The following is an 18,965-nucleotide window of genomic DNA, read 5'->3' as shown; positions in this document are numbered from 1 at the left end:
CGTTGCAGCAGCAACCATTTAGCCCGGATCGGCACTGGCGGGGGAGGGAGCCCGGGACGCGCGCGGCGAGGACGTGGGAGAGAGGAACGCCGGCCGCCGCGCATCCCGGGACGCGTCAAGTATTCGTTAACGCTAGAATTGCGTCGCAGGAACAGTGCTCACCAGCACATTCCATTCGGTTATATGGACGCCTCCCCCGATGATCTCCCTTCGTAATTTCGCCTTGCGCCGCGGCGAGCGGCTGCTGTTGTCCAATGTCGACCTGACCCTGCACGCCGGTTACCGGGTGGGTGTGGTCGGCCGCAACGGTGCTGGCAAGTCCAGCCTGTTCGCGGCAGTGAAGGGTGAGCTGGAGGCCGACAAGGGCGATGTGGACCTGCCCGGCAAGGTGCGCATCGCCAGCGTCGCCCAGGAAACCCCGTCGCTGCCCGACCCGGCGCTGAGCTTCGTGCTGGGCGGTGACGTCGAGGTGGCCGCAGTGCTGGCCGCCGAGGCCGAGGCGACCGCCCGTGAAGACTGGGAAGCGGTGGCCGAGGCGCACACGAAGATGGCCGAGCTCAATGCCTACGACGCCGAAGCGCGCGCCGGCAAGCTGCTGCACGGCCTCGGTTTCCCGGCAGAGACCCACCACCGCGCGGTGTCCTCGTTCTCCGGCGGCTGGCGCGTGCGCCTGAACCTGGCCCGCGCGCTGATGATGCCCAGCGACCTGCTGCTGCTGGACGAACCGACCAACCACCTGGATCTGGACGCGGTGTACTGGCTGGAGCAGTGGCTGCTGAAGTATCCCGGCACCCTGCTGCTGATCTCGCATGACCGCGAGTTCCTCGACAACGTGGCCACCCACACCCTGCACCTGCACGGTGGCGGCGCCAAGCTGTACCCGGGCGGCTACACCGACTTCGAGCGCCAGCGCGCCGAACAGCTGCGCCAGCAGCAGATCGCGCACGAGAAGGAACAGGCCGAGCGTGCCCACCTGCAGAGCTTCATCGACCGCTTCAAGGCGCAGGCCAGCAAGGCCGCGCAGGCGCAGAGCCGCATGAAGCGCCTGGCCAAGCTGGCCGGCACCGAAGCGGTGCGTGCCGAGCGCGAGTTCCGCATCGAGTTCGCGCCGCCAGCCAAGCTGCCGTTCTCGCTGATCCGCCTGAACCACGTCGAGGCTGGCTATGGCAACGACGCGGTGATCCTGCACAACGTCGGCTTCGGCCTGGAAGCGGGCCAGCGCATCGGCCTGCTCGGCCCCAACGGTGCCGGTAAGACCACCCTGGTGAAGACCCTGGTGGGCGAGCTGGCGCCGATCGTCGGCGAGCGCATGGCGCACCCGGACCTGAAGATCGGCTACTTCGCCCAGCACACGGTGGAGTCGCTGCACGAAGGCCAGTCGCCGATGGAGCATTTCCGCGAGATCGCGCCGGACGCACCGAACCAGTCGTTCCGCGATTTCCTTGGCAAGTGGAACTTCCCGGGCGACCGCGCGTTCGAGCCGGTCGATGGTTTCTCCGGCGGCGAGCGCGCGCGCCTGGCGCTGGCGCTGATCGCCTGGCAGCAGCCGAATGTGCTGCTGCTGGACGAACCGACCAACCACCTTGACCTGGAAATGCGCGAAGCGCTGGCCGAAGCACTGGCCACCTTCGAAGGCGCGATCGTGATGGTCTCGCATGACCGCCATCTGATCGGCCTGGTCTGCGATACCTACTGGCGCGTGGCCGATGGCGTGGTCGAGCCGTTCGACGGCGACCTCGACGCCTACGCGGCCTGGCTGCGCACCCGCCCGCAGGCGCAGGGCACCAAGGCGCGCATGGAACAGGTGGAAGAGCCGGTGGTGGTCAAGACCGCGCCGGTGGCTCAGGTGGTGCAGAAGAAGCCGGTGAACCCGCACAAGCTGGCCGCCGCCGAAGCCAAGGTGGCCGAACTGGAAAGCGCTCTGGCCGAGCTCGACCGCCAGCTGGCCGACCCGGCCAACTACGCCGATGCCACCCGCATGGCCGTGCTTGGCCGCGATCGCGAAACCGCCGCCGCGCAGCTGGAAAAAGCCGAAGCGACGTGGATGGAGCTGCTGGAGTCCTGATCACGCAAAAAAGGGGACGGAGGGGATTAAGTCGTTTGTGGCACAAACGACTTAATCCCCTCCGTCCCCTTTTTCATCTCTGTGCCTGCAGCCATTCGCGGAACCGCTTCGCCGGCTCACGCTCGGCACGCGAGCGCAGTCGCGTGAGCCAGTAGCGCCCCAGCTCCAGCGTGGTGCTGAATGGCTGCAGCAGGCGACCCTCGGCCAGTTCCTGCTCGAACATGCGCAGCGGCAGCAGCGCCACGCCGGCACCACCCACCGCGGCCATCGCCACCGTCAACGACGAATCAAACACCGGCCCGCGGGCTTCCACGCCACTCACTCCTGCCGCCTGCAGCCAGCGCGGCCATTCGTCGCTGCGGTAGGAGCGCAGCAGGGGCAGGGTGCCCAGGTCGCGTGGCTGTTTGAGCCGCCGCGCCAATGCTGGTGCGCACAGCGGTGCAAACGGCGCGTCGAGGATCGCTGTGCAGGCCTGGCCCTGCCAGTCGCCATCACCGAAGCGGATCGCCAGGTCCAGGCCCTCGCCGGCCAGATCGATGCGGTTGTTGTGGGTCTGCAGTCGCAGCTCGATGTCCGGGTGCGCGGCCTCGAACGCAGCCAGCCGTGGCAGCAGCCAACCGGTGGCGAAGGTGCCGACCACGCCCAGCGTCAGTACTTCACGGGCCGGGCCACCGGTGTAGCGCGCGATGCTGGCCGAGATGCGCTCGAACGATTCGTTGAGCACCGGATACAGCGCCGCGCCCTCCTCGGTGAGCGCCACGCCGCGCGGCAGGCGATGGAACAGACGGATGCCGAGCCGGTCCTCCAGCCCGCGGATCTGGTGGCTCAGCGCGGCCTGGCTGACGCACAGCTCCAGCGCGGCACGGGTGAAGTTCTGGTGGCGTGCGGCCGCCTCGAAGGCACGCAGGGCGTTCAGCGGCAGGGTAGGGTGCAGCATCGGAGTAGTCGTGAGCCAGGATGATGGCTGATCCTACCTGCCTCGCGCCCAGTTCAGGAGAATTAAGGGGTTGATTGCGACAGCCATTAATCCAGCTAATGCCTCCCGCTGATTTTTCGCGCTGGTCGCCTGCGTGCGAGGCTTCAATAATCGAACGGTCCCCCAGGAGAACCCCGCATGCTCGCCCGTCGCCGATTCCTGCAGTTCAGTGGTGCCGCCGTGGCTTCCTCGCTTGCCCTGCCGTTGCTGGCCCGTGCGGCGGGCAAGACCGCCGCCAGTGCACCGACCGATGCCGCCCTCACCGCCGCCACCGACTTCGCCGCACTGGAAAAGGCCTGTGCCGGCCGCCTCGGCGTGACCCTGCTTGATACCGCCAGCGGCCGCCGCATCGGTCATCGCCAGGACGAGCGTTTCCCGATGTGCAGCACGTTCAAGAGCGTGCTGGCCGCCACCGTACTCAGCCAGGCTGAGCGCACCCCTGGGCTGCTGGACACGCGCGTGCCGGTGCGCGATGCCGATCTTCTCTCGCACGCGCCGGTCACCCGTCGCCACGCCGGCAAGGACATGACCGTGCGTGACCTGTGCCGTGCCACGATCATCACCAGCGACAACACTGCAGCCAACCTGCTGTTCGGCGTGGTCGGTGGCCCGCCCGCGGTGACTGCGTTCCTGCGCGCGAGCGGTGATGCGGTGAGCCGCAGTGATCGCTTGGAGCCGGAGCTGAACAGCTTTGCCAAGGGCGATCCGCGCGACACCACCACGCCGGCGGCGATGGCTGCGACCCTGCAGCGCGTGGTGCTGGGCGAGGTGCTGCAGCCGGCGTCGCGGCAGCAGCTGGCCGATTGGCTGATCGACAACGAAACCGGCGACGCCTGCCTGCGCGCGGGCCTGGGCAAGCGCTGGCGCGTCGGTGACAAGACCGGCAGCAACGGCGAGGACGCGCGCAACGACATCGCCGTGTTGTGGCCGCTGGCCGGCGGCACGCCCTGGGTGCTGACCGCCTACCTGCAGGCGGGTGCGATCAGCAACGAACAGCGTGCCACGGTGCTGGCGCAGGTTGGCCGCATCGCCGATCGCCTGATCGGTTGAGGTAACCGGGGTCATTCAGAAGTGGCTTGCCGGATCGGTTCGGCGCGCGCATCCTGCGCGCGTTCGAATCACACGGAAGTCCCCCATGAGCCATGAACTGATCTACCTGCTGCTGATCTTTGCGCTGCTGGTGATCCCGCGCGCGCTGCAGCGTTTCAGCCTGCCCGCGCCGCTGACCTGCCTGCTGTTCGGCATCATCGGCATGCTCTGGCTGGGCGACCAGGCGCACGACGCGGTGATCGGTCTGTTGGCCACGCTGGGCATTTCCTCGCTGTTCCTGTTCGCCGGCCTGGAAGTGGATCTGCAGGCGCTGCGCCGTGGCATGTGGCCGCTGCTGGCGCATCTGGTGATCCGTACCGGCACGCTGTTCGGTGTGGGCTGGCTGGCCTGGCGTTACGCGGGGCTGCCGTGGCAGGCCGCCGGCCTGCTGGCGCTGGCGCTGCTGACGCCGTCCACCGGCTTCATCATGGATTCGCTGTCGCGGCTGGGCCTGAGCGAGGACGAGCGGTTCTGGGTGACCAGCAAGGCCATTGCCGGTGAACTGCTGGCGCTGGCGGCGTTGTTCATCGTGCTGCAGGCCGGTGATCCGGGGCACATGGCGCTGTCCAGCCTGGCCCTGCTGGCGATGATGGTCGGCCTGCCGCTGCTGTTCATCGCGCTGGGCCGCTGGGTGGCGCCGCACGCGCCGGGTTCGGAGTTCTCGCTGCTGGTCATGGTCGGCATGGTCGCGGCGTACATCACCTATCTGCTGGGTGTGTATTACCTGGTCGGTGCCTTCATCGCCGGCCTGGTCGCGCGCCTGCTGCACCAGCGCATGCCGCTGCTGGCCTCGCACGAGAACCTGCATGCGCTGCGCCTGTTCGCCTCGTTCTTCGTGCCGTTCTACTTCTTCAACGCCGGCACCAAGGTGCCCAGCGAAGCACTGAGCTTTGAGGCGCTGGGGCTGGGCATCGTGATCACCCTGGTGGTGCTGCCGCTGCGCATCGGCGTGGTCTGGCTGCAGCGTCGGGTGATGTTCGGCGAGAGCTTCCGCAGCAGCCTGCGGGTCTCGCTGGCGTTGGCCCCGACGCTGATTTTCACCCTGGTGCTGGCGGCGATCATGCGCGAGCGTTTCCAGATTCCGGCGGTGCTGTTCGGCGCGCTGCTGCTGTATGCCGCACTGACCACGCTGTTGCCGTCGCTGGTGTTCCGCACGCCGTTCGATGTCGATCCGGTTGAACAGGAACCTGCGGGTGAAGGCGAAGCCGCGCCGGTGGCGGCCACCGAAACCCTGCCAGCGGCATCTGCAGTCGATCGCTGAGCAGATGCTGCGCGTGCGGTTTGCGCACTTCGGCCATGGCCGTTAGGGTTGGGGCATGAAACTGCCTGCCGTTGTCACCGCTTCCGCCCTCCTGCTCAGCCTTGCTGCGTGTTCGCAGCGCTCCGATACGGTCGCCCATGATCTGGCGACCGCACCGGCCGATGCCTTCATGGCCGCCATCGCCGCGCATTGCGGCCAGGCTTACGCCGGCAAGGTGGTGGAGGACACGCCGGCACCGACCGGCAAGGATCCGTTCGCCGGGCAGCGCCTGGTCATGCATGTGCGCGGCTGTGCCGATCCGGCACACGAGCTGCGCATCCCGTTCCATGTCGGCGATGACCACTCGCGGACCTGGGTGCTGACCCGTACGGAAACCGGCCTGCGCCTGAAGCACGACCATCGCCACGAGGACGGCAGCCCCGACGCGATCACCCTCTACGGTGGCGACAGCACGCCGCCGGGCACCGCCGAGCGCCAGCAGTTCCCCGCCGACGCCGATTCGGTGGCGATGTTCCGCCGCGCCGACATGCTGGCCTCCACGCACAACACCTGGGCGATGGAGATTGATCCCGACCAGACCTTTGTCTACGAGCTGACCCGCCCGGAGGGCCGCCGCTTCCGCGTGCAGTTCGACCTGAGCAAGCCGGTTGCCCTGCCGCCTGCACCGTGGGGCGACGACAAAGCGTCCGCCCCGTGATCCCAGGGTCGGATCCCTCATGCGGAGGGCCCCGACCCCAGAAGGACCCTCAGTAGATCCACGCCATGTGTGGATGCGGGATACCGGACCGGGGCCAGAGCCCTGGCCGTCGGCCAGGGATCCGACCGTGTACTTACCGCGTACCGAAACGCGCGCGGCAGCCATTGCTCACCCACACCTGGCCACGTGAGTAGCCCCAGCTGCGGCCTTCCTGGCAGGCACTGCCGGACAGCTGCTGCTGCAGCACCGGGCGGCCCTGACGCTCATCCCAGTCGCAGGTCTGCGAGCGATTGTTGTTGCTGCTGCAGGTAACTGAGTAATTGCTGTTGCCGCCGCCCCAGCCACCGCCACCACCGCCCCAGCCGCGGGCTTCGGCGAATTCGGCACGGCAGCCGCCACTGACCCAGACCGCGCCGTTGCGCACGCCCCAGGTACGCCCTTCGTTGCAGGGGCTGCCGGACAGCTGGCGGACCAGGCGGGCATTGCGCCAACCGACCGGGCAGCTGCGCTCACGGTTGTTCTGGCTCTCGCAGCGGATGGTCTCGCCGGGCCGGCCGTTGTTGCCGCCCCAGCCACCGCCATTGCCGCCGCCCCAGCCACCGCGGGCCTCGACGAATTCGGCGCGGCAACCGTTGGTGACCCAGATGCTGCCGTTACGGCTGCCCCAGGTGCGTCCTTCATCGCAGTCCGAGCCGGACAGCTGGCGCACCAGCTGCGCATTGCGCCAGCCGGTGTTGCAGACCCGTTCGCGGTTGTTCTGGCTTTCGCAGCGGACCACGCCGCTCTGCGCATGCGCGGAAGGGGCGGGCAGGGCAAGGGTGCCCGCGGCACCCAGGCTGAGGGTTACGGCCAGGCTGGCCAGGGACAGCGGTTTCATGGCGGCATCCCATACGGTGGCAGGTGCCCGACTATAGGGAGGGGGGCGATCAAGCCGGTGTGACTGGCCGGATTTGCCCCGGCCGGGGCCTCGGCCGCAGAATACGAGGCTTTCCGGCCCCCATCCGGTGCCGGCGTTCTCCAGCGGAGCTTCCCCCATGCGTACCCACTTCTGCGGCCTGGTCGATGAGACCCTGATTGGCCAGACTGTCACCCTCGCCGGCTGGACCGACGTGGCCCGTAACCAGGGCGGCGTCTGCTTCATCGATCTTCGAGATCATGAAGGCATCGTGCAGGTGACCGTGGAAGTCGACAACGCCGACGTGTTCGCCGTGGCCGCGTCGCTGGGCTACGAGGATGTGCTGCAGGTGGAAGGCGTGGTGCGTGCCCGCCACGCGGTGAACGACAAGATGCACACCGGCAAGGTGGAAGTGATCGCCACCGCCATCACCGTGCTGAACAAGGCCGCGCCGCTGCCGTTCCACGCCCACGAGAATCCGGGCGAGGAAACCCGCCTGAAGTACCGCTACCTGGATCTGCGCCGCCCGGAAATGCAGCGCATGCAGCGCACCCGCATCAAGCTGGTGCAGGCCCTGCGCCGCCATCTGGACGAAAAGGGCTTCCAGGACATCGAGACCCCGATCCTGACCAAGGCCACCCCGGAAGGCGCGCGCGACTTCCTGGTGCCGGCGCGCATGCATCCGGGCGAGTTCTACGCCCTGCCGCAGAGCCCGCAGCTGTTCAAGCAGATCCTGATGGTGGCCGGCTTCGACCGCTACTACCAGATCGCGCGCTGCTTCCGCGACGAGGCCCTGCGTGCCGACCGCCAGCTGGAATTCACCCAGCTGGACATGGAATTCGCCTTCGTCCGCGAGCGCGACGTGCAGGATTTCGTCGAGGACATGATCCGCGCCATCTTCAAGGAAGTGGTCGACGTCCAGCTGGATGCCAGCTTCCCGCGCATGACCTGGGCCGAGGCAATGCGTCGTTACGGCTCGGACAAGCCGGACCTGCGCATCGCGCTGGAGCTGGTCGACGTGGCCGAGCTGGTCAAGGACAGCGAGTTCGCCGTGTTCACCGGCCCGGCCAATGACGCCGAAGGCCGCGTCGCCGCGCTGCGCATCCCGGGCGGTGCAGCGCTCAGCCGCAAGCAGATCGACGAATACGCAGCGCATGCCGCCAAGTACGGCGCCAAGGGCCTGGCCTACATCAAGATCGCCGACAACGGCGAAGTCAGCTCGCCGATCCAGAAGTTCTTCAGCGAGGAATCCTTCGCCGCGCTGGTCGCCCATGTCGGCGCCGGTAACGGTGACATCGTGTTCTTCGGCGCCGGTGGCTACAACAAGGTCTCCGACTTCATGGGCGCGCTGCGCCTGAAGGCCGGCAAGGACTTCGGCCTGGTCGCCGACGGCTGGGCACCGCTGTGGGTCACCGACTTCCCGATGTTCGAGTGGGACGAGGAAGAACAGCGCTACGTCGCCCTGCATCACCCCTTCACCGCACCGGCCGTGGACGACATCGCCGACCTGCGTGCCAATGCCCGTACCGCCGTTTCGCGCGGCTACGACATGGTGCTCAATGGCAATGAAATCGGCGGTGGTTCGATCCGTATCCATCGTCCGGACATGCAGAGCGCGGTGTTCGAACTGCTCGGCATCGGTGCCGAAGAGGCCCGCGCCAAGTTCGGCTTCCTGCTCGACGCGCTGAACTACGGCGCGCCGCCGCACGGTGGCATCGCCTTCGGCATCGACCGCATCGCCGCGCTGATGGCCGGCACCGAGTCGATCCGCGACGTCATCCCCTTCCCGAAGACCACCGGTGCACAGGATCTGATGACCGACGCGCCGTCGCCGATCGTCGACGCGCAGCTGGCCGAAGTGCACATCCAGGTTCGCCCCAAGACCAACTGATCAGGAGATCCAGGCAATGACCGAGTTTGCGTTTTCGCTGGAGTGGGAAAAGCTGGGCAATGAAGGCTCCGAGGCCACCCTGGTCACCGAGCGTGCGCGCGTGTTCGGTGGTTGGCTGGTTCGCGTCGGAACCAACCCGGCGGCGATGGCCCTGACCTTCGTCGCCGACGGCGAAGGCCGTTGGGACGGTGAAGACTTCGGCGTCGAGGATTACGAGGACGACGAAGAGGAAGAGTACGACGAGGACGAGGAAGGCGAAGAAGAGGACGAGGACGAAGAGGAGTACGAGGAAGAGGACGAGGAAGAAGAAGCGGAATCGCCTGAAAAGGCTTGACCCGCGCTTCGCCCTGACGTCAACTTCCTGCATGTATTCGATCCGCCGCGCCACCGTGGACGACGCGCCGACCCTGTCGGCGCTGGCTGCCCGCACGTTCACCGAAACCTTCGGCCATCTGTATCCGCCGCAGGACCTGCAGGCCTTCCTCGAGGAGGCCTACACGGTCGAGCGCCAGCGCGTGATCCTGGCCCACCCCGATTACGCGGTGTGGCTGCTGGAGCTGGACGGAGAGGCGGTCGGCCATGCCGCCGCCGGCCCCTGTGGCTTGCCGCACCCGGACGTGAAGCCCGGTGACGGCGAACTCAAGCGCCTGTACCTGATCAAGACGCAGCAGAGCTGCGGCTGGGGCAGCCGCCTGCTGGAAACCGCGCTGGCCTGGCTGGAACACGAAGGCCCGCGCACGCTGTGGCTGGGCGTGTGGTCGGAGAACTTCGGCGCACAGCGTTTCTACGCCCGCTATGGATTCGAGAAGGCCGGCGAGTACCTGTTCCCGGTCGGTGATACCCAGGACCTCGAGTTCATCCTGCGCCGCGCACCGCGCGCGACCTGACGTTCACCGCCGCTTGCTGCGCGCGCGTGTTCAATCACCGTACGTTTCCGCCCCGCTGACCGCCAGGCTGTTTGCATGACTCCCCCCGTATTGCTGCTGCATGGCATCTGGAATGCCCGTGCCTGGGTCGGGCCGCTGGCCTGGCGCCTGCGCGCGCGTGGTTTCCAGGTGCACGCGTTCGGTTACTCCTCGGTGTTCGGTGGCCCCGACGTGGCCGTGCCGCAGCTGCTGGAGCGGCTGGCCGATGCCGGCCCGTTGTCGCTGGTCGGCCACAGCCTGGGGGGATTGCTGGCGCTGGAGGCCTTGCGCCGCCAGCCGCAGCTTGACGTGCAGCGCGTGGTCTGCCTGGGCTCGCCGCTGCGCGGCAGTGGCACTGCGCGTTCGCTGTCCGAGCACGGCTGGGGCCTGGCGTTGGGGCGCAGCAGCGATCTGCTGCTCGATGGCCTGCCGGACTGGCAGGGCAGGGCCGAGGTTGGCCTGATCGCCGGTTCGGTGCCGCACGGCCTGGGCAGCCTGCTGGGCGCCATCGACGACGCCTCCGACGGTACCGTGGCCCTGGCCGAGACACGCCTGCCGGGCCTGGCCGACCATTGCGTGGTACGTACCAGCCACAGTGGCTTGGTGGTATCGCCCGATGCCGCGCGGCAGACCGCGCATTTCCTGCGCCACGGCCAGTTCGATCACAGCCGCGACGCCGCCGCTGCGTAAGGCGGTTCGCCGGGCAGGGCGGTGCACTCTCGGTAGCGCCGGGCCATGCCCGGCGGCAGTAGATCCACGCCATGCGTGGATGGCGCCTTCCCGATATCCCTTCGGCCCTAGACACGGTTGCCGCCCCCGATCAGGTAGAATCCGCGCCTTGATCCTGAAGCAGCCAGACGGTAGCACCCATGGGTAGAGGCCCCTCCATCGAAGCCCGCAAGAACGCGTCCGACGCGAAGCGCGGCAAGATTTTCACCAAGATCATCCGCGAGATCGGCGTTGCCGCGCGCGGCGGTGGAGGCGACCCCAACAACAATCCGCGCCTGCGTGTGGCCGTGGACAAGGGCCTGGCCGTGAACATGTCCAAGGACGTGATCGAGCGCGCCATCAAGAAGGCTACCGGCGAACTGGAAGGCGTCGATTATGAGGAAATCCGCTACGAGGGCTACGCCCCGGGTGGCGTGGCCGTGATCGTCGACTGCCTGACCGACAACCGCGTGCGCACGGTGGCCGATGTCCGCCATGCGTTCAGCAAGTGCGGCGGCAACATGGGCACCGAAGGCTCGGTCGCCTTCATGTTCAAGCGCCTGGGCGTGCTCAGCTTCGCCCCGGGTGCCGACGAGGAAGCCATCACCGAAGCGGCCATCGAGGCCGGCGCCGATGACATCGTGGTCTACCCGGACGACGGCTCGATCGACGTGGTCACCAGCCCTGACGCGTTCAACGCGGTCAAGGATGCGATGGCCGCCGCTGGCCATGTCGCCGACCACGCCGAAATCACCTTCCGCGCGGACAACGACATCAAGGTCGAGGGCGAGGTTGCCCTGCAGGTCAAGAAGCTGCTGGACATGCTTGAAGACCTGGACGACGTGCAGGACGTGTACTCCAACGCCGAACTCGGCGCCGACGCCTACGCCTGAGCCGTCTTCGACGGCCTGGGCGCGGGCCGTTGAACGGTCACCGCGGACAGTCATGAGCCCATACGCCCGCCAGCGCCTCCCGTTCCGCCCCGCCAGGAGTGCAGCATGACCCGCATCCTCGGCATCGACCCCGGTTCGCAGCGGACCGGGGTCGGCATCATCGATGTCGACGCCACCGGCCGCGTCAGCCACGTGCACCACCAGCCGCTGGTGCTGCTCGGCGCCGACGATTTCCCGCAGCGCATGAAGCTGCTGGTGCTGGGCCTGGCTGACCTGTGCCGCGAGTACCAGCCGCAGGAAGTGGCCATCGAACGCGTGTTCATGGCCCGCAACCCCGATTCGGCGCTGAAGCTGGGCCAGGCCCGTGGCGCGGCGATTTCCGCCGTGGTGCTGCGTGACCTGCCGGTGCACGAATACGCCGCCAGCGAGATCAAGCTGGCGGTGGTCGGGCGCGGTGGCGCCGAAAAGCAACAGGTTCAACACATGGTCGGGCTCATGCTCAACCTGAAAACCAAGCTGCAGGCCGACGCGGCCGACGCGTTGGCAGTGGCGATCACCCATGCCCACGTAAGGGCAACGGCCAACCGCCTGGGGCTCAGTGCCCGCCAGGCGTGGGGCCGCAAATGAGGAGCTGCACGCAATGATCGGTCGACTGCGCGGCATCGTCGCCTACAAGGCGCCGCCGTGGCTGGTGGTGGACGTGAACGGAGTGGGCTACGAACTGGAGGCGCCGATGAGCACCTTCTACGACCTGCCCGAGCTCGGCCGCGAGGTCACCCTGTACACCCATTACTCGCAGAAGGAAGACAGCGTCTCGCTGTACGGCTTCCTGCGCGAAGGTGAGCGGCGCCTGTTCCGCGACGTGCAGAAGGTCAGTGGCATCGGCGCGAAGATCGCGCTGGCCGTGCTGTCCGGCGTCACCGTCGAGGAATTCGCGCGCATGGTCCAGGCCGGTGACATCACCGCGCTGACCCGCATTCCGGGCATCGGCAAGAAGACCGCCGAGCGCATGGTGCTGGAGCTGCGTGACCGCGCGGCGCAGTTCGGTGCCGGCGGCGCGCTGCCGACCGGCAGTGGCCCGGCCCCGGCCGACCCGCTGTCCGATGCCACCGTGGCCCTGCAGCAGCTGGGCTACAAGCCGGCCGAAGCGGCGCGCATGGCCCGCGATGCCTTCAACGAAGGTGACGAAGTGGCCACCGTGATCCGCAAGGCGCTGCAGTCGGCGCTGCGCTGACCCGCTTTCCTTTCCTCCAACGAACCGCCTGAGCCCCGCCAGGAGTCCCATGTCCAGCAGTCAAACCCCGCACGCAGCTGCCCCCGGCGGCCACGGTCACGCCCCTCCAGCCGGAGGCTTGGCGCTGATCATCGGTGCGATCGGCGTGGTCTTCGGCGATATCGGTACCAGCCCGCTGTACACCCTGAAGGAGGCGTTCTCGCCGCACTACGGGCTCAACAGTGACCACGACACCGTGCTGGGCGTGCTGTCGCTGGCGTTCTGGGCGTTGAACATCGTGGTCACGCTGAAGTACGTGACCATCATCATGCGCGCCGACAACGACGGCGAGGGCGGCATCATGGCGCTGATGGCGCTGACCCAGCGCACGCTGCGCAACGGGTCGCGCTCGGCCTATGTGGTCGGCATCCTCGGCATCTTCGGTGCCTCGCTGTTCTTCGGCGATGGCGTGATCACCCCCGCGATATCGGTGCTGGGTGCGGTGGAAGGCCTGGAAGTTGCCGCGCCAGGACTGCACGCCTTCATCGTGCCGATCACCGTGGTGGTACTGCTGGCCGTGTTCGCGGTACAGCGCTTCGGCACCGCGAAGATCGGCAAGCTGTTCGGGCCGATCACCTCGATCTGGTTCATTTCGCTGGCGGCGATCGGCATCTACAACATCGTCGATGCACCGGAAGTGCTGAAGGCGTTCAACCCGTGGTGGGCAATCCGCTTCTTCATGGAGCATGGCTGGCACAGCATCTTCATCCTCGGTGCGGTGGTGCTGGCAGTGACCGGCGGTGAGGCGCTGTACGCCGACATGGGCCACTTCGGTGCCAAGCCGATCCGCCACGCCTGGTACTTCTTCGTGCTGCCGTGCCTGGTGCTGAACTATCTGGGGCAGGGCGCACTGGTGCTCAACCACCCCGAGGCGCTGAAGAACCCGTTCTTCGAGGCCGTGCCGTCGTGGGCGCTGTACCCGATGATCATCCTGGCCACGATGGCGGCGGTGATCGCCTCGCAGTCGGTCATCACCGGCGCGTTCTCGGTATCGCGCCAGGCCATGCAGCTGGGCTACATCCCGCGCATGCGGATCAAGCACACCTCGCACGACACCATCGGCCAGATCTACATCCCGGGCATCAACTGGGGCATCGCGGTGATGGTGATCGGCCTGGTGCTGGCGTTCCGCAGCTCCTCCAACCTGGCGGTGGCCTACGGCATCTCGGTGTCGGCCACCATGCTGATCGACACCCTGCTGCTGGCCCTGGTGGCGCGCTCGCTGTGGCCGAAGGCGCGCAAGTGGATCCTGCCGCTGTGCGTGGTGTTCTTCGTCATCGACCTCGGCTTCGTCATCGCCAACGGCGCCAAGCTGCTGCAGGGCGCCTGGTTCCCGGTGGTGCTGGGCATCTTCCTGTTCACCATGATGCGCACCTGGCGCCGTGGCCGCGAGCTGCTGCGCGATGAGATCCGCAAGGACGGCATTCGCCTGGACACCTTCCTGCCAGGCCTGATGCTGGCGCCGCCGGTACGCGTGCCGGGCACCGCGGTATTCCTCACCGCCGACCCGACCGTGGCTCCGCATGCGCTGATGCACAACCTCAAGCACAACAAGGTGCTGCACGAGCGCAACGTGTTCCTGCACGTGGAAACCCTGCCCATTCCCTATGCGATGGAAGGGCAGCGGCTGAAGATCGAATCGGTGGGCGACGAGTTCTACCGCGTCTACGTGCGCTTCGGCTTCATGGAGACCCCGGACGTGCCGCTGGCGCTGATGCGCTCGTGCGACCACGGCGGCATCTACTTCGACCCGATGGACACCACCTTCTTCGCCAGCCGCGAAACCATCGTCGCCACCGCCAACCGCGGCATGCCGATCTGGCGCGACAAGCTGTTCGCCCTGATGCACAGGAACGCCGCTCCGGCCACGGGGTTCTTCCGGATTCCGGGCAACAGATTGGTGGAACTGGGCGCGCAGGTGGAGATTTAATCTCCACCTGCGCTACGTCCCACGATTTGCTGCGCAAACCGTGGGTCCCGCGCGCATTCCACCTTATCCCCGCGCCTGTCGGCGCGCCCCCTTGAACAACAAGGGGGCTCCACTTGCGGAGATGCCGCGCGCTTGAAGCTTGGCCCACTCTGCTCTCCAGTTTCCTCCACGCCTGGATCTACCGTGCCGACCAACGGTCGGCACCCACTAAAGCAGAACGCCGTTCCGACAGGCCGCAGGAAACTGTCGAAGGCGGGGTGGGTCCGGTTGCGGGGGCGTGAGCCGCATGGATGCGGCGACCGAGCTTACATGGACGTACTTGCAGCGTCCCCCGCAAGCGGACCCACCCCGCCATTCCCCAGGAAGCCCGCTTCGGCTGTTGCTTTGGATGTTGCCGTTGCAGTTGCTTCTGCGGGTGCCGGGCGCAGCCCGGCCGAAACCCGCGCTTTTGCCGCATAATCAGCACATGACCGACGACCGCATCATCGGCGCCGGCGCCACCCGCGAGGATGACGCCGCCGACGCCAGCATCCGCCCCAAGCGCCTTGCCGACTACCTCGGCCAGGTGCCGGTGCGCGAGCAGATGGAGATCTACATCCAGGCGGCCAAGGGGCGCGGCGACGCGCTCGACCACGTGCTGATCTTCGGGCCGCCCGGCCTGGGCAAGACCACCCTCAGCCATGTCATCGCCAACGAACTGGGCGTGGCCCTGCGGGTCACCTCCGGCCCGGTGATCGAGAAGGCCGGCGACCTCGCCGCGCTGCTGACCAACCTGCAGCCGCACGATGTGCTGTTCATCGACGAGATCCATCGCCTGTCGCCGGTGGTGGAGGAAGTGCTGTACCCGGCGATGGAAGATTTCCAGATCGACATCATGATCGGCGAGGGTCCCGCCGCCCGCTCGATCAAGATCGACCTGCCGCCGTTCACCCTGATCGGTGCCACCACCCGTGCTGGCCTTCTGACCGCGCCGTTGCGCGACCGCTTCGGCATCGTCCAGCGCCTGGAGTTCTACAGCGTCGAAGAGCTGACCCGGATCGTGCGCCGCTCGGCAGCCATCCTGGCCATCGACTGCACGGCCGATGGGGCAGGGGAGATCGCGCGCCGCGCGCGTGGCACCCCGCGTATCGCCAACCGCCTGCTGCGCCGCGTGCGCGACTATGCGCAGGTGAAGGCCGGCGGCCACATCGACGAGGCCGTGGCCCAGGCCGCGATGAAGATGCTGAAGGTCGACCCGGAGGGCTTCGACGAGCTTGACCGGCGCCTGCTCAAGACCATGGTCGACTACTTCGACGGCGGTCCGGTCGGCATCGAATCGCTGGCGGCGGCGCTGTCTGAAGAGCGCGGCACGCTGGAAGACGTGGTCGAGCCGTACCTGATCCAGCAGGGCTTCCTGGTGCGCACCGCGCGTGGCCGCATGGCCACCCACAAGGCCTACCGGCACATGGGCCTGAAGCCGAAGAACCCGCCGCAGGACCTGTTCGCGGAGGTTCCCGATGTCGGTTGAGCCCCGATTCAGTTGGCCGACACGCATTTACTGGGAAGATACCGACGCAGGTGGCGTGGTCTACCACGCCCGCTACGTGGCCTTCATGGAACGGGCCCGGACCGAATGGATGCGTGCGCTGGGCTACGGCCAGGAGCGCATGCGCGCCGAGCACGGGATGGTCTTCGCGGTGCGCTCGATGCAGATGGATTTCATCAAGCCGGCACGGCTGGATGACACCCTGCAGGTGAGTGCCCGTCTGGTCCAGCTGAAGAAGGCCAGCATGGTCTTCGACCAGCAGATCCTGCGCGACGGCGAGCTGCTGCTGTCGGCGCAGGTCCGCATCGCCGCACTGGAAGCGGCCAGTTTCCGCCCGCGTGGCATGGACGAGGCCGTCCTTGCCGTGCTGCAACCCCACCTCCACCCCGAATCCGAACACTGAGGAACAACGGATGATCGCAACGCTCCTGGCCCTGCAGGCCACGGTCACCGAGGCACTGCCGGCCGACGTCAGCAATGCCGCGACACAGACCCTTGCCCAGGCCACCACTGGCGGCGGCATCAACTACCTCGAACTGATGGCCAAGGCCAGCCTGCCGGTGAAGATCATCGTGCTGCTGCTGCTGGTCGGCTCGTTCGTCAGCTGGGTGATCATTTTCCGCAAGGCCCGCGTGTTCAAGCAGGCCACCCGCGAAGCCGACGAGTTCGAGAACCGCTTCTGGTCCGGTGCGGACCTGGGCAAGCTGTACAGCTCGGCCACCGACCGCAGCCGCAATGTCGGCGGCCTGGAAGCCATCTTCGAAGCCGGCTTCCGCGAGTACACCCGCCTGCGCGACAAGCGCCGCCTGGACGGCCGTGCCCAGCTGGAAGGCGCACAGCGTGCCATGCGCACCACCTACACCCGCGAAGTGGACCAGCTTGAGCGCAACCTGGAACTGCTGGCCAACATCGGCTCGACCGCGCCTTACGTGGGCCTGGTCGGTACCGTGTTCGGCATCATGGTGACCATGCACGACATGATCAGCAGCGGTGCGCAGGCCGGCATCGCCGCCGTCGCGCCGGGCATCTCCGAGGCACTGTTCGCCACCGCCATCGGCCTGTTCGTGGCGATCCCGGCGGTGTGGGCCTACAACCGCTTCACCACGCGCGTGGAGCGCATGTCGGTGCGGTTCGAGACCTTCGCCGAAGAGTTCAGCTCCATCCTGCAGCGCCAGAGCGCTGGCGACGAGTAAGCGCCTGACCCGGGAGTCCAAGCCATGTCCGCTGCCATCGGTCGCCGCAAGCGCCGCAAGCTGAAATCGGAAATCAACGTCGTTCCCTACATCGACGTCATGCTGGTGCTGCTGATCATTTTCATGGTCACCGCACCGCTGCTCACCCTGAGCTTCGACGTCGACCTGCCGCAGTCCAACGCCAAGGCGCTGGAGAGCAAGCAGGATCCGGTGATCGTCTCGGTGCGCCAGGACGGCCAGCTCAGCCTGAAGCTGCCCGACGCCAAGGACCCGACCGCCGTGTCGGCCGAGGAACTGGAAGGCCGTCTGGCCGGCATCGCCGCCCAGGACAAGGGCGTGCGCGTGATCGTCGCCGCCGACCGCGCCGTGGCCTATGAAAAGGTCATTGCTGCAATGGATGTGATCAAGCGCGCCAAGGTAGACAAGGTAGGCCTGGCCACCGATGCACGCTGACGCCCTGCCACCCCCGCATCAGCGCGAACCCGGCTGGGGCTTGCCCCTGGCGCTGGCGTTGCTGGTGCACCTGCTGGTCGCGCTGGTGTTCATCGTGGCCTGGTTCTGGTCGCCCGAGCGCAACACCGATGCCGCCGCCGGCGATCCCTCGGTCGAGGCCAGCCTGGCGCTGTCCGCGTCCGAGGCCTCCGCTGCACGCCAGGCCCTGCGCCAGTCGGAAAAGCTGGAAGACCTGCCGCCGCCGGTGGCCGAGCCGATCCCGGTGCCGGAAGACACCATCCCGCCGCCGCAGCCGATTCCCGAGCCGCGCCCGCAGGACGCCCCCACGCCGCAGCAGCAACAGGCGCAGGAGCGTGTCGCGCAGCCGGACACCAAGGACCAGGAAGCGGTGAGCGCGCTGGCCATCTCGCAAGAGAAGGCCAAGCAGGAACAGGAAGCCAAGCGCCGCCAGGAGCAGATCGACCTGACCGAACGCAAGCGCCAGGAAGAAGCGGAGCAGAAGCTGCGCCTGGCCAAGCAGCAGGAAGCGGACGAAAAGAAGAAGCAGGCCGAGCAGGAGCGCGTGGCGGCTGACAAGGCCGAGGCCGAGAAGCAGAAGAAGATCGCCGAGATCCGTGCCCGCCGCGAGCAGGCCGAGAAGGAAGCCAAGCTGGCCGAGCAGAAGCTGCGTCAGGTGGCAGCCGCGCGTAATGCTGCCGGCAGTGCCGCTGCCGGTTCCAGCGGTGCCTCCCAGCCGGCCGCCGGTGGCGGTGGCAACAGCGATGATCTTTCGGCCAAGTACGCGGCCGCGATCCAGGCCAAGGTGCTGTCGCAGTGGGTGCGCCCGGATACGGTGCCGCTCGGCCAGCGTTGCCAGATCACCATCACCCAGATTCCGGGGGGCACGGTGATGCAGGCCAAGGTCAGCCCGAACTGCCCGTACGACGAGGCCGGCAAGCGTTCGATCGAGGCCGCCGTGCTCAACGCGCAGCCGCTGCCGTACCGCGGCTTCGAGTCTGTGTTCGCACGCACGCTCAACTTCACCTTTACTGCCCAGGATCGCTGAGGCGGGCAAGGCAAGGTGGCTCTCGGGTCACCTCCGCCCACGGATGTCGCGCTTGCCTCTGGCGGGCCCGGTTTCAGCCGGGCAGGCTGGGGGCTGCTGTGGAATACCACCCTGCGGGGCGGTGTGGCCGGGGCAGGCGGTGCGATGTTGGCCACGACGTTAACGG

19 protein-coding genes are annotated in these 18,965 nt (G+C 67.5%); 17 read left to right on the top strand and 2 right to left on the bottom strand.

Features of this window, described 5'->3' with window-relative positions; translation table 11 throughout:
• Positions 1-199 precede the first annotated feature (199 nt).
• Positions 200-2,065, top strand: a complete 1,866-nt coding sequence (locus tag ACZK13_RS16415) for an ABC-F family ATP-binding cassette domain-containing protein (RefSeq protein WP_180837830.1) — start codon at positions 200-202, stop codon at positions 2,063-2,065.
• Positions 2,066-2,138: 73 nt separating this feature from the next.
• Here ACZK13_RS16415 and ampR read toward each other — a convergent pair whose 3' ends face one another.
• On the bottom strand, positions 2,139-3,002 hold the full coding sequence (gene ampR, locus ACZK13_RS16410) for a LysR family transcriptional regulator AmpR (RefSeq protein ID WP_180837831.1): 864 nt from the start codon (positions 3,000-3,002) through the stop codon (positions 2,139-2,141).
• A gap of 177 nt (positions 3,003-3,179) precedes the next feature.
• Here ampR and blaL2 point away from each other — a divergent pair, with 177 nt between their 5' ends.
• From blaL2 to ACZK13_RS16395, 3 genes are all read left to right on the top strand, one after another.
• Positions 3,180-4,091 (top strand): L2 family extended-spectrum class A beta-lactamase, encoded by a 912-nt coding sequence (blaL2, locus tag ACZK13_RS16405; RefSeq protein WP_180837832.1) that lies wholly within the window; start codon positions 3,180-3,182, stop codon positions 4,089-4,091.
• An 85-nt stretch (positions 4,092-4,176) separates the two neighbouring features.
• Positions 4,177-5,391 carry a cation:proton antiporter gene (locus tag ACZK13_RS16400; protein ID WP_032128538.1) on the top strand — a complete coding sequence of 405 codons (1,215 nt, stop codon included), beginning with the start codon at positions 4,177-4,179 and terminating at the stop codon, positions 5,389-5,391.
• Between the two features lie 55 nt (positions 5,392-5,446).
• Entirely contained in the window at positions 5,447-6,088 is a 642-nt protein-coding gene (locus ACZK13_RS16395) for a hypothetical protein (protein WP_049422905.1), read from the top strand.
• A 133-nt stretch (positions 6,089-6,221) separates the two neighbouring features.
• Here ACZK13_RS16395 and ACZK13_RS16390 read toward each other — a convergent pair whose 3' ends face one another.
• Complete coding sequence (locus ACZK13_RS16390) at positions 6,222-6,965, bottom strand: DUF3011 domain-containing protein (RefSeq protein ID WP_032128536.1); 744 nt, start codon at positions 6,963-6,965, stop codon at positions 6,222-6,224.
• A gap of 157 nt (positions 6,966-7,122) precedes the next feature.
• On the opposite strand from ACZK13_RS16390, the gene aspS reads away from it, so the two are divergent.
• The 13 genes from aspS to tolA all read left to right on the top strand — a co-directional run bounded on the left by aspS (position 7,123) and on the right by tolA (position 18,799).
• Positions 7,123-8,874 carry an aspartate--tRNA ligase gene (gene aspS, locus ACZK13_RS16385; protein ID WP_253145646.1) on the top strand — a complete coding sequence of 584 codons (1,752 nt, stop codon included), beginning with the start codon at positions 7,123-7,125 and terminating at the stop codon, positions 8,872-8,874.
• A 16-nt stretch (positions 8,875-8,890) separates the two neighbouring features.
• The gene (locus tag ACZK13_RS16380; RefSeq protein ID WP_032128534.1) at positions 8,891-9,208 is read left to right on the top strand and encodes a hypothetical protein; all 318 of its coding nucleotides are present in this window, start codon (positions 8,891-8,893) and stop codon (positions 9,206-9,208) included.
• Positions 9,209-9,239: 31 nt separating this feature from the next.
• Positions 9,240-9,761: a GNAT family N-acetyltransferase gene (locus tag ACZK13_RS16375; protein ID WP_032128533.1), complete on the top strand. Its 522-nt coding sequence runs from the start codon at positions 9,240-9,242 to the stop codon at positions 9,759-9,761.
• A 75-nt stretch (positions 9,762-9,836) separates the two neighbouring features.
• Positions 9,837-10,469, top strand: coding sequence for an esterase/lipase family protein (locus ACZK13_RS16370; protein ID WP_032128532.1), 633 nt, complete (start codon positions 9,837-9,839; stop codon positions 10,467-10,469).
• A gap of 179 nt (positions 10,470-10,648) precedes the next feature.
• Positions 10,649-11,380, top strand: coding sequence for a YebC/PmpR family DNA-binding transcriptional regulator (locus tag ACZK13_RS16365; protein ID WP_032128531.1), 732 nt, complete (start codon positions 10,649-10,651; stop codon positions 11,378-11,380).
• 105 nt (positions 11,381-11,485) lie between these two features.
• A complete protein-coding gene (gene ruvC, locus ACZK13_RS16360; RefSeq protein ID WP_032128530.1) occupies positions 11,486-12,007 on the top strand; it encodes a crossover junction endodeoxyribonuclease RuvC in 522 nt (173 codons plus the stop codon).
• 13 nt (positions 12,008-12,020) lie between these two features.
• Positions 12,021-12,614: a Holliday junction branch migration protein RuvA gene (ruvA, locus tag ACZK13_RS16355; RefSeq protein WP_005410756.1), complete on the top strand. Its 594-nt coding sequence runs from the start codon at positions 12,021-12,023 to the stop codon at positions 12,612-12,614.
• A gap of 49 nt (positions 12,615-12,663) precedes the next feature.
• Complete coding sequence (locus tag ACZK13_RS16350) at positions 12,664-14,583, top strand: potassium transporter Kup (protein ID WP_253145644.1); 1,920 nt, start codon at positions 12,664-12,666, stop codon at positions 14,581-14,583.
• Positions 14,584-15,049: 466 nt separating this feature from the next.
• Positions 15,050-16,090, top strand: coding sequence for a Holliday junction branch migration DNA helicase RuvB (gene ruvB / locus ACZK13_RS16345; protein ID WP_010481595.1), 1,041 nt, complete (start codon positions 15,050-15,052; stop codon positions 16,088-16,090).
• Positions 16,080-16,511, top strand: a complete 432-nt coding sequence (ybgC, locus tag ACZK13_RS16340; RefSeq protein ID WP_071229045.1) for a tol-pal system-associated acyl-CoA thioesterase — start codon at positions 16,080-16,082, stop codon at positions 16,509-16,511. The genes ruvB and ybgC overlap by 11 nt, the downstream gene beginning before the upstream one ends.
• Positions 16,512-16,521: 10 nt before the next feature.
• A complete protein-coding gene (tolQ, locus tag ACZK13_RS16335; RefSeq protein ID WP_006438802.1) occupies positions 16,522-17,301 on the top strand; it encodes a protein TolQ in 780 nt (259 codons plus the stop codon).
• A 24-nt stretch (positions 17,302-17,325) separates the two neighbouring features.
• Positions 17,326-17,754 (top strand): protein TolR, encoded by a 429-nt coding sequence (tolR, locus tag ACZK13_RS16330; protein ID WP_049400778.1) that lies wholly within the window; start codon positions 17,326-17,328, stop codon positions 17,752-17,754.
• Positions 17,744-18,799: a cell envelope integrity protein TolA gene (gene tolA, locus ACZK13_RS16325; protein WP_005410750.1), complete on the top strand. Its 1,056-nt coding sequence runs from the start codon at positions 17,744-17,746 to the stop codon at positions 18,797-18,799. The genes tolR and tolA overlap by 11 nt, the downstream gene beginning before the upstream one ends.
• Positions 18,800-18,965: the final 166 nt, after the last annotated feature.

The sequence above is a fragment of the Stenotrophomonas sp. 99219_Sma genome, from assembly GCF_056480785.1.
This window is presented reverse-complemented; position numbering and strand designations above follow the sequence as displayed.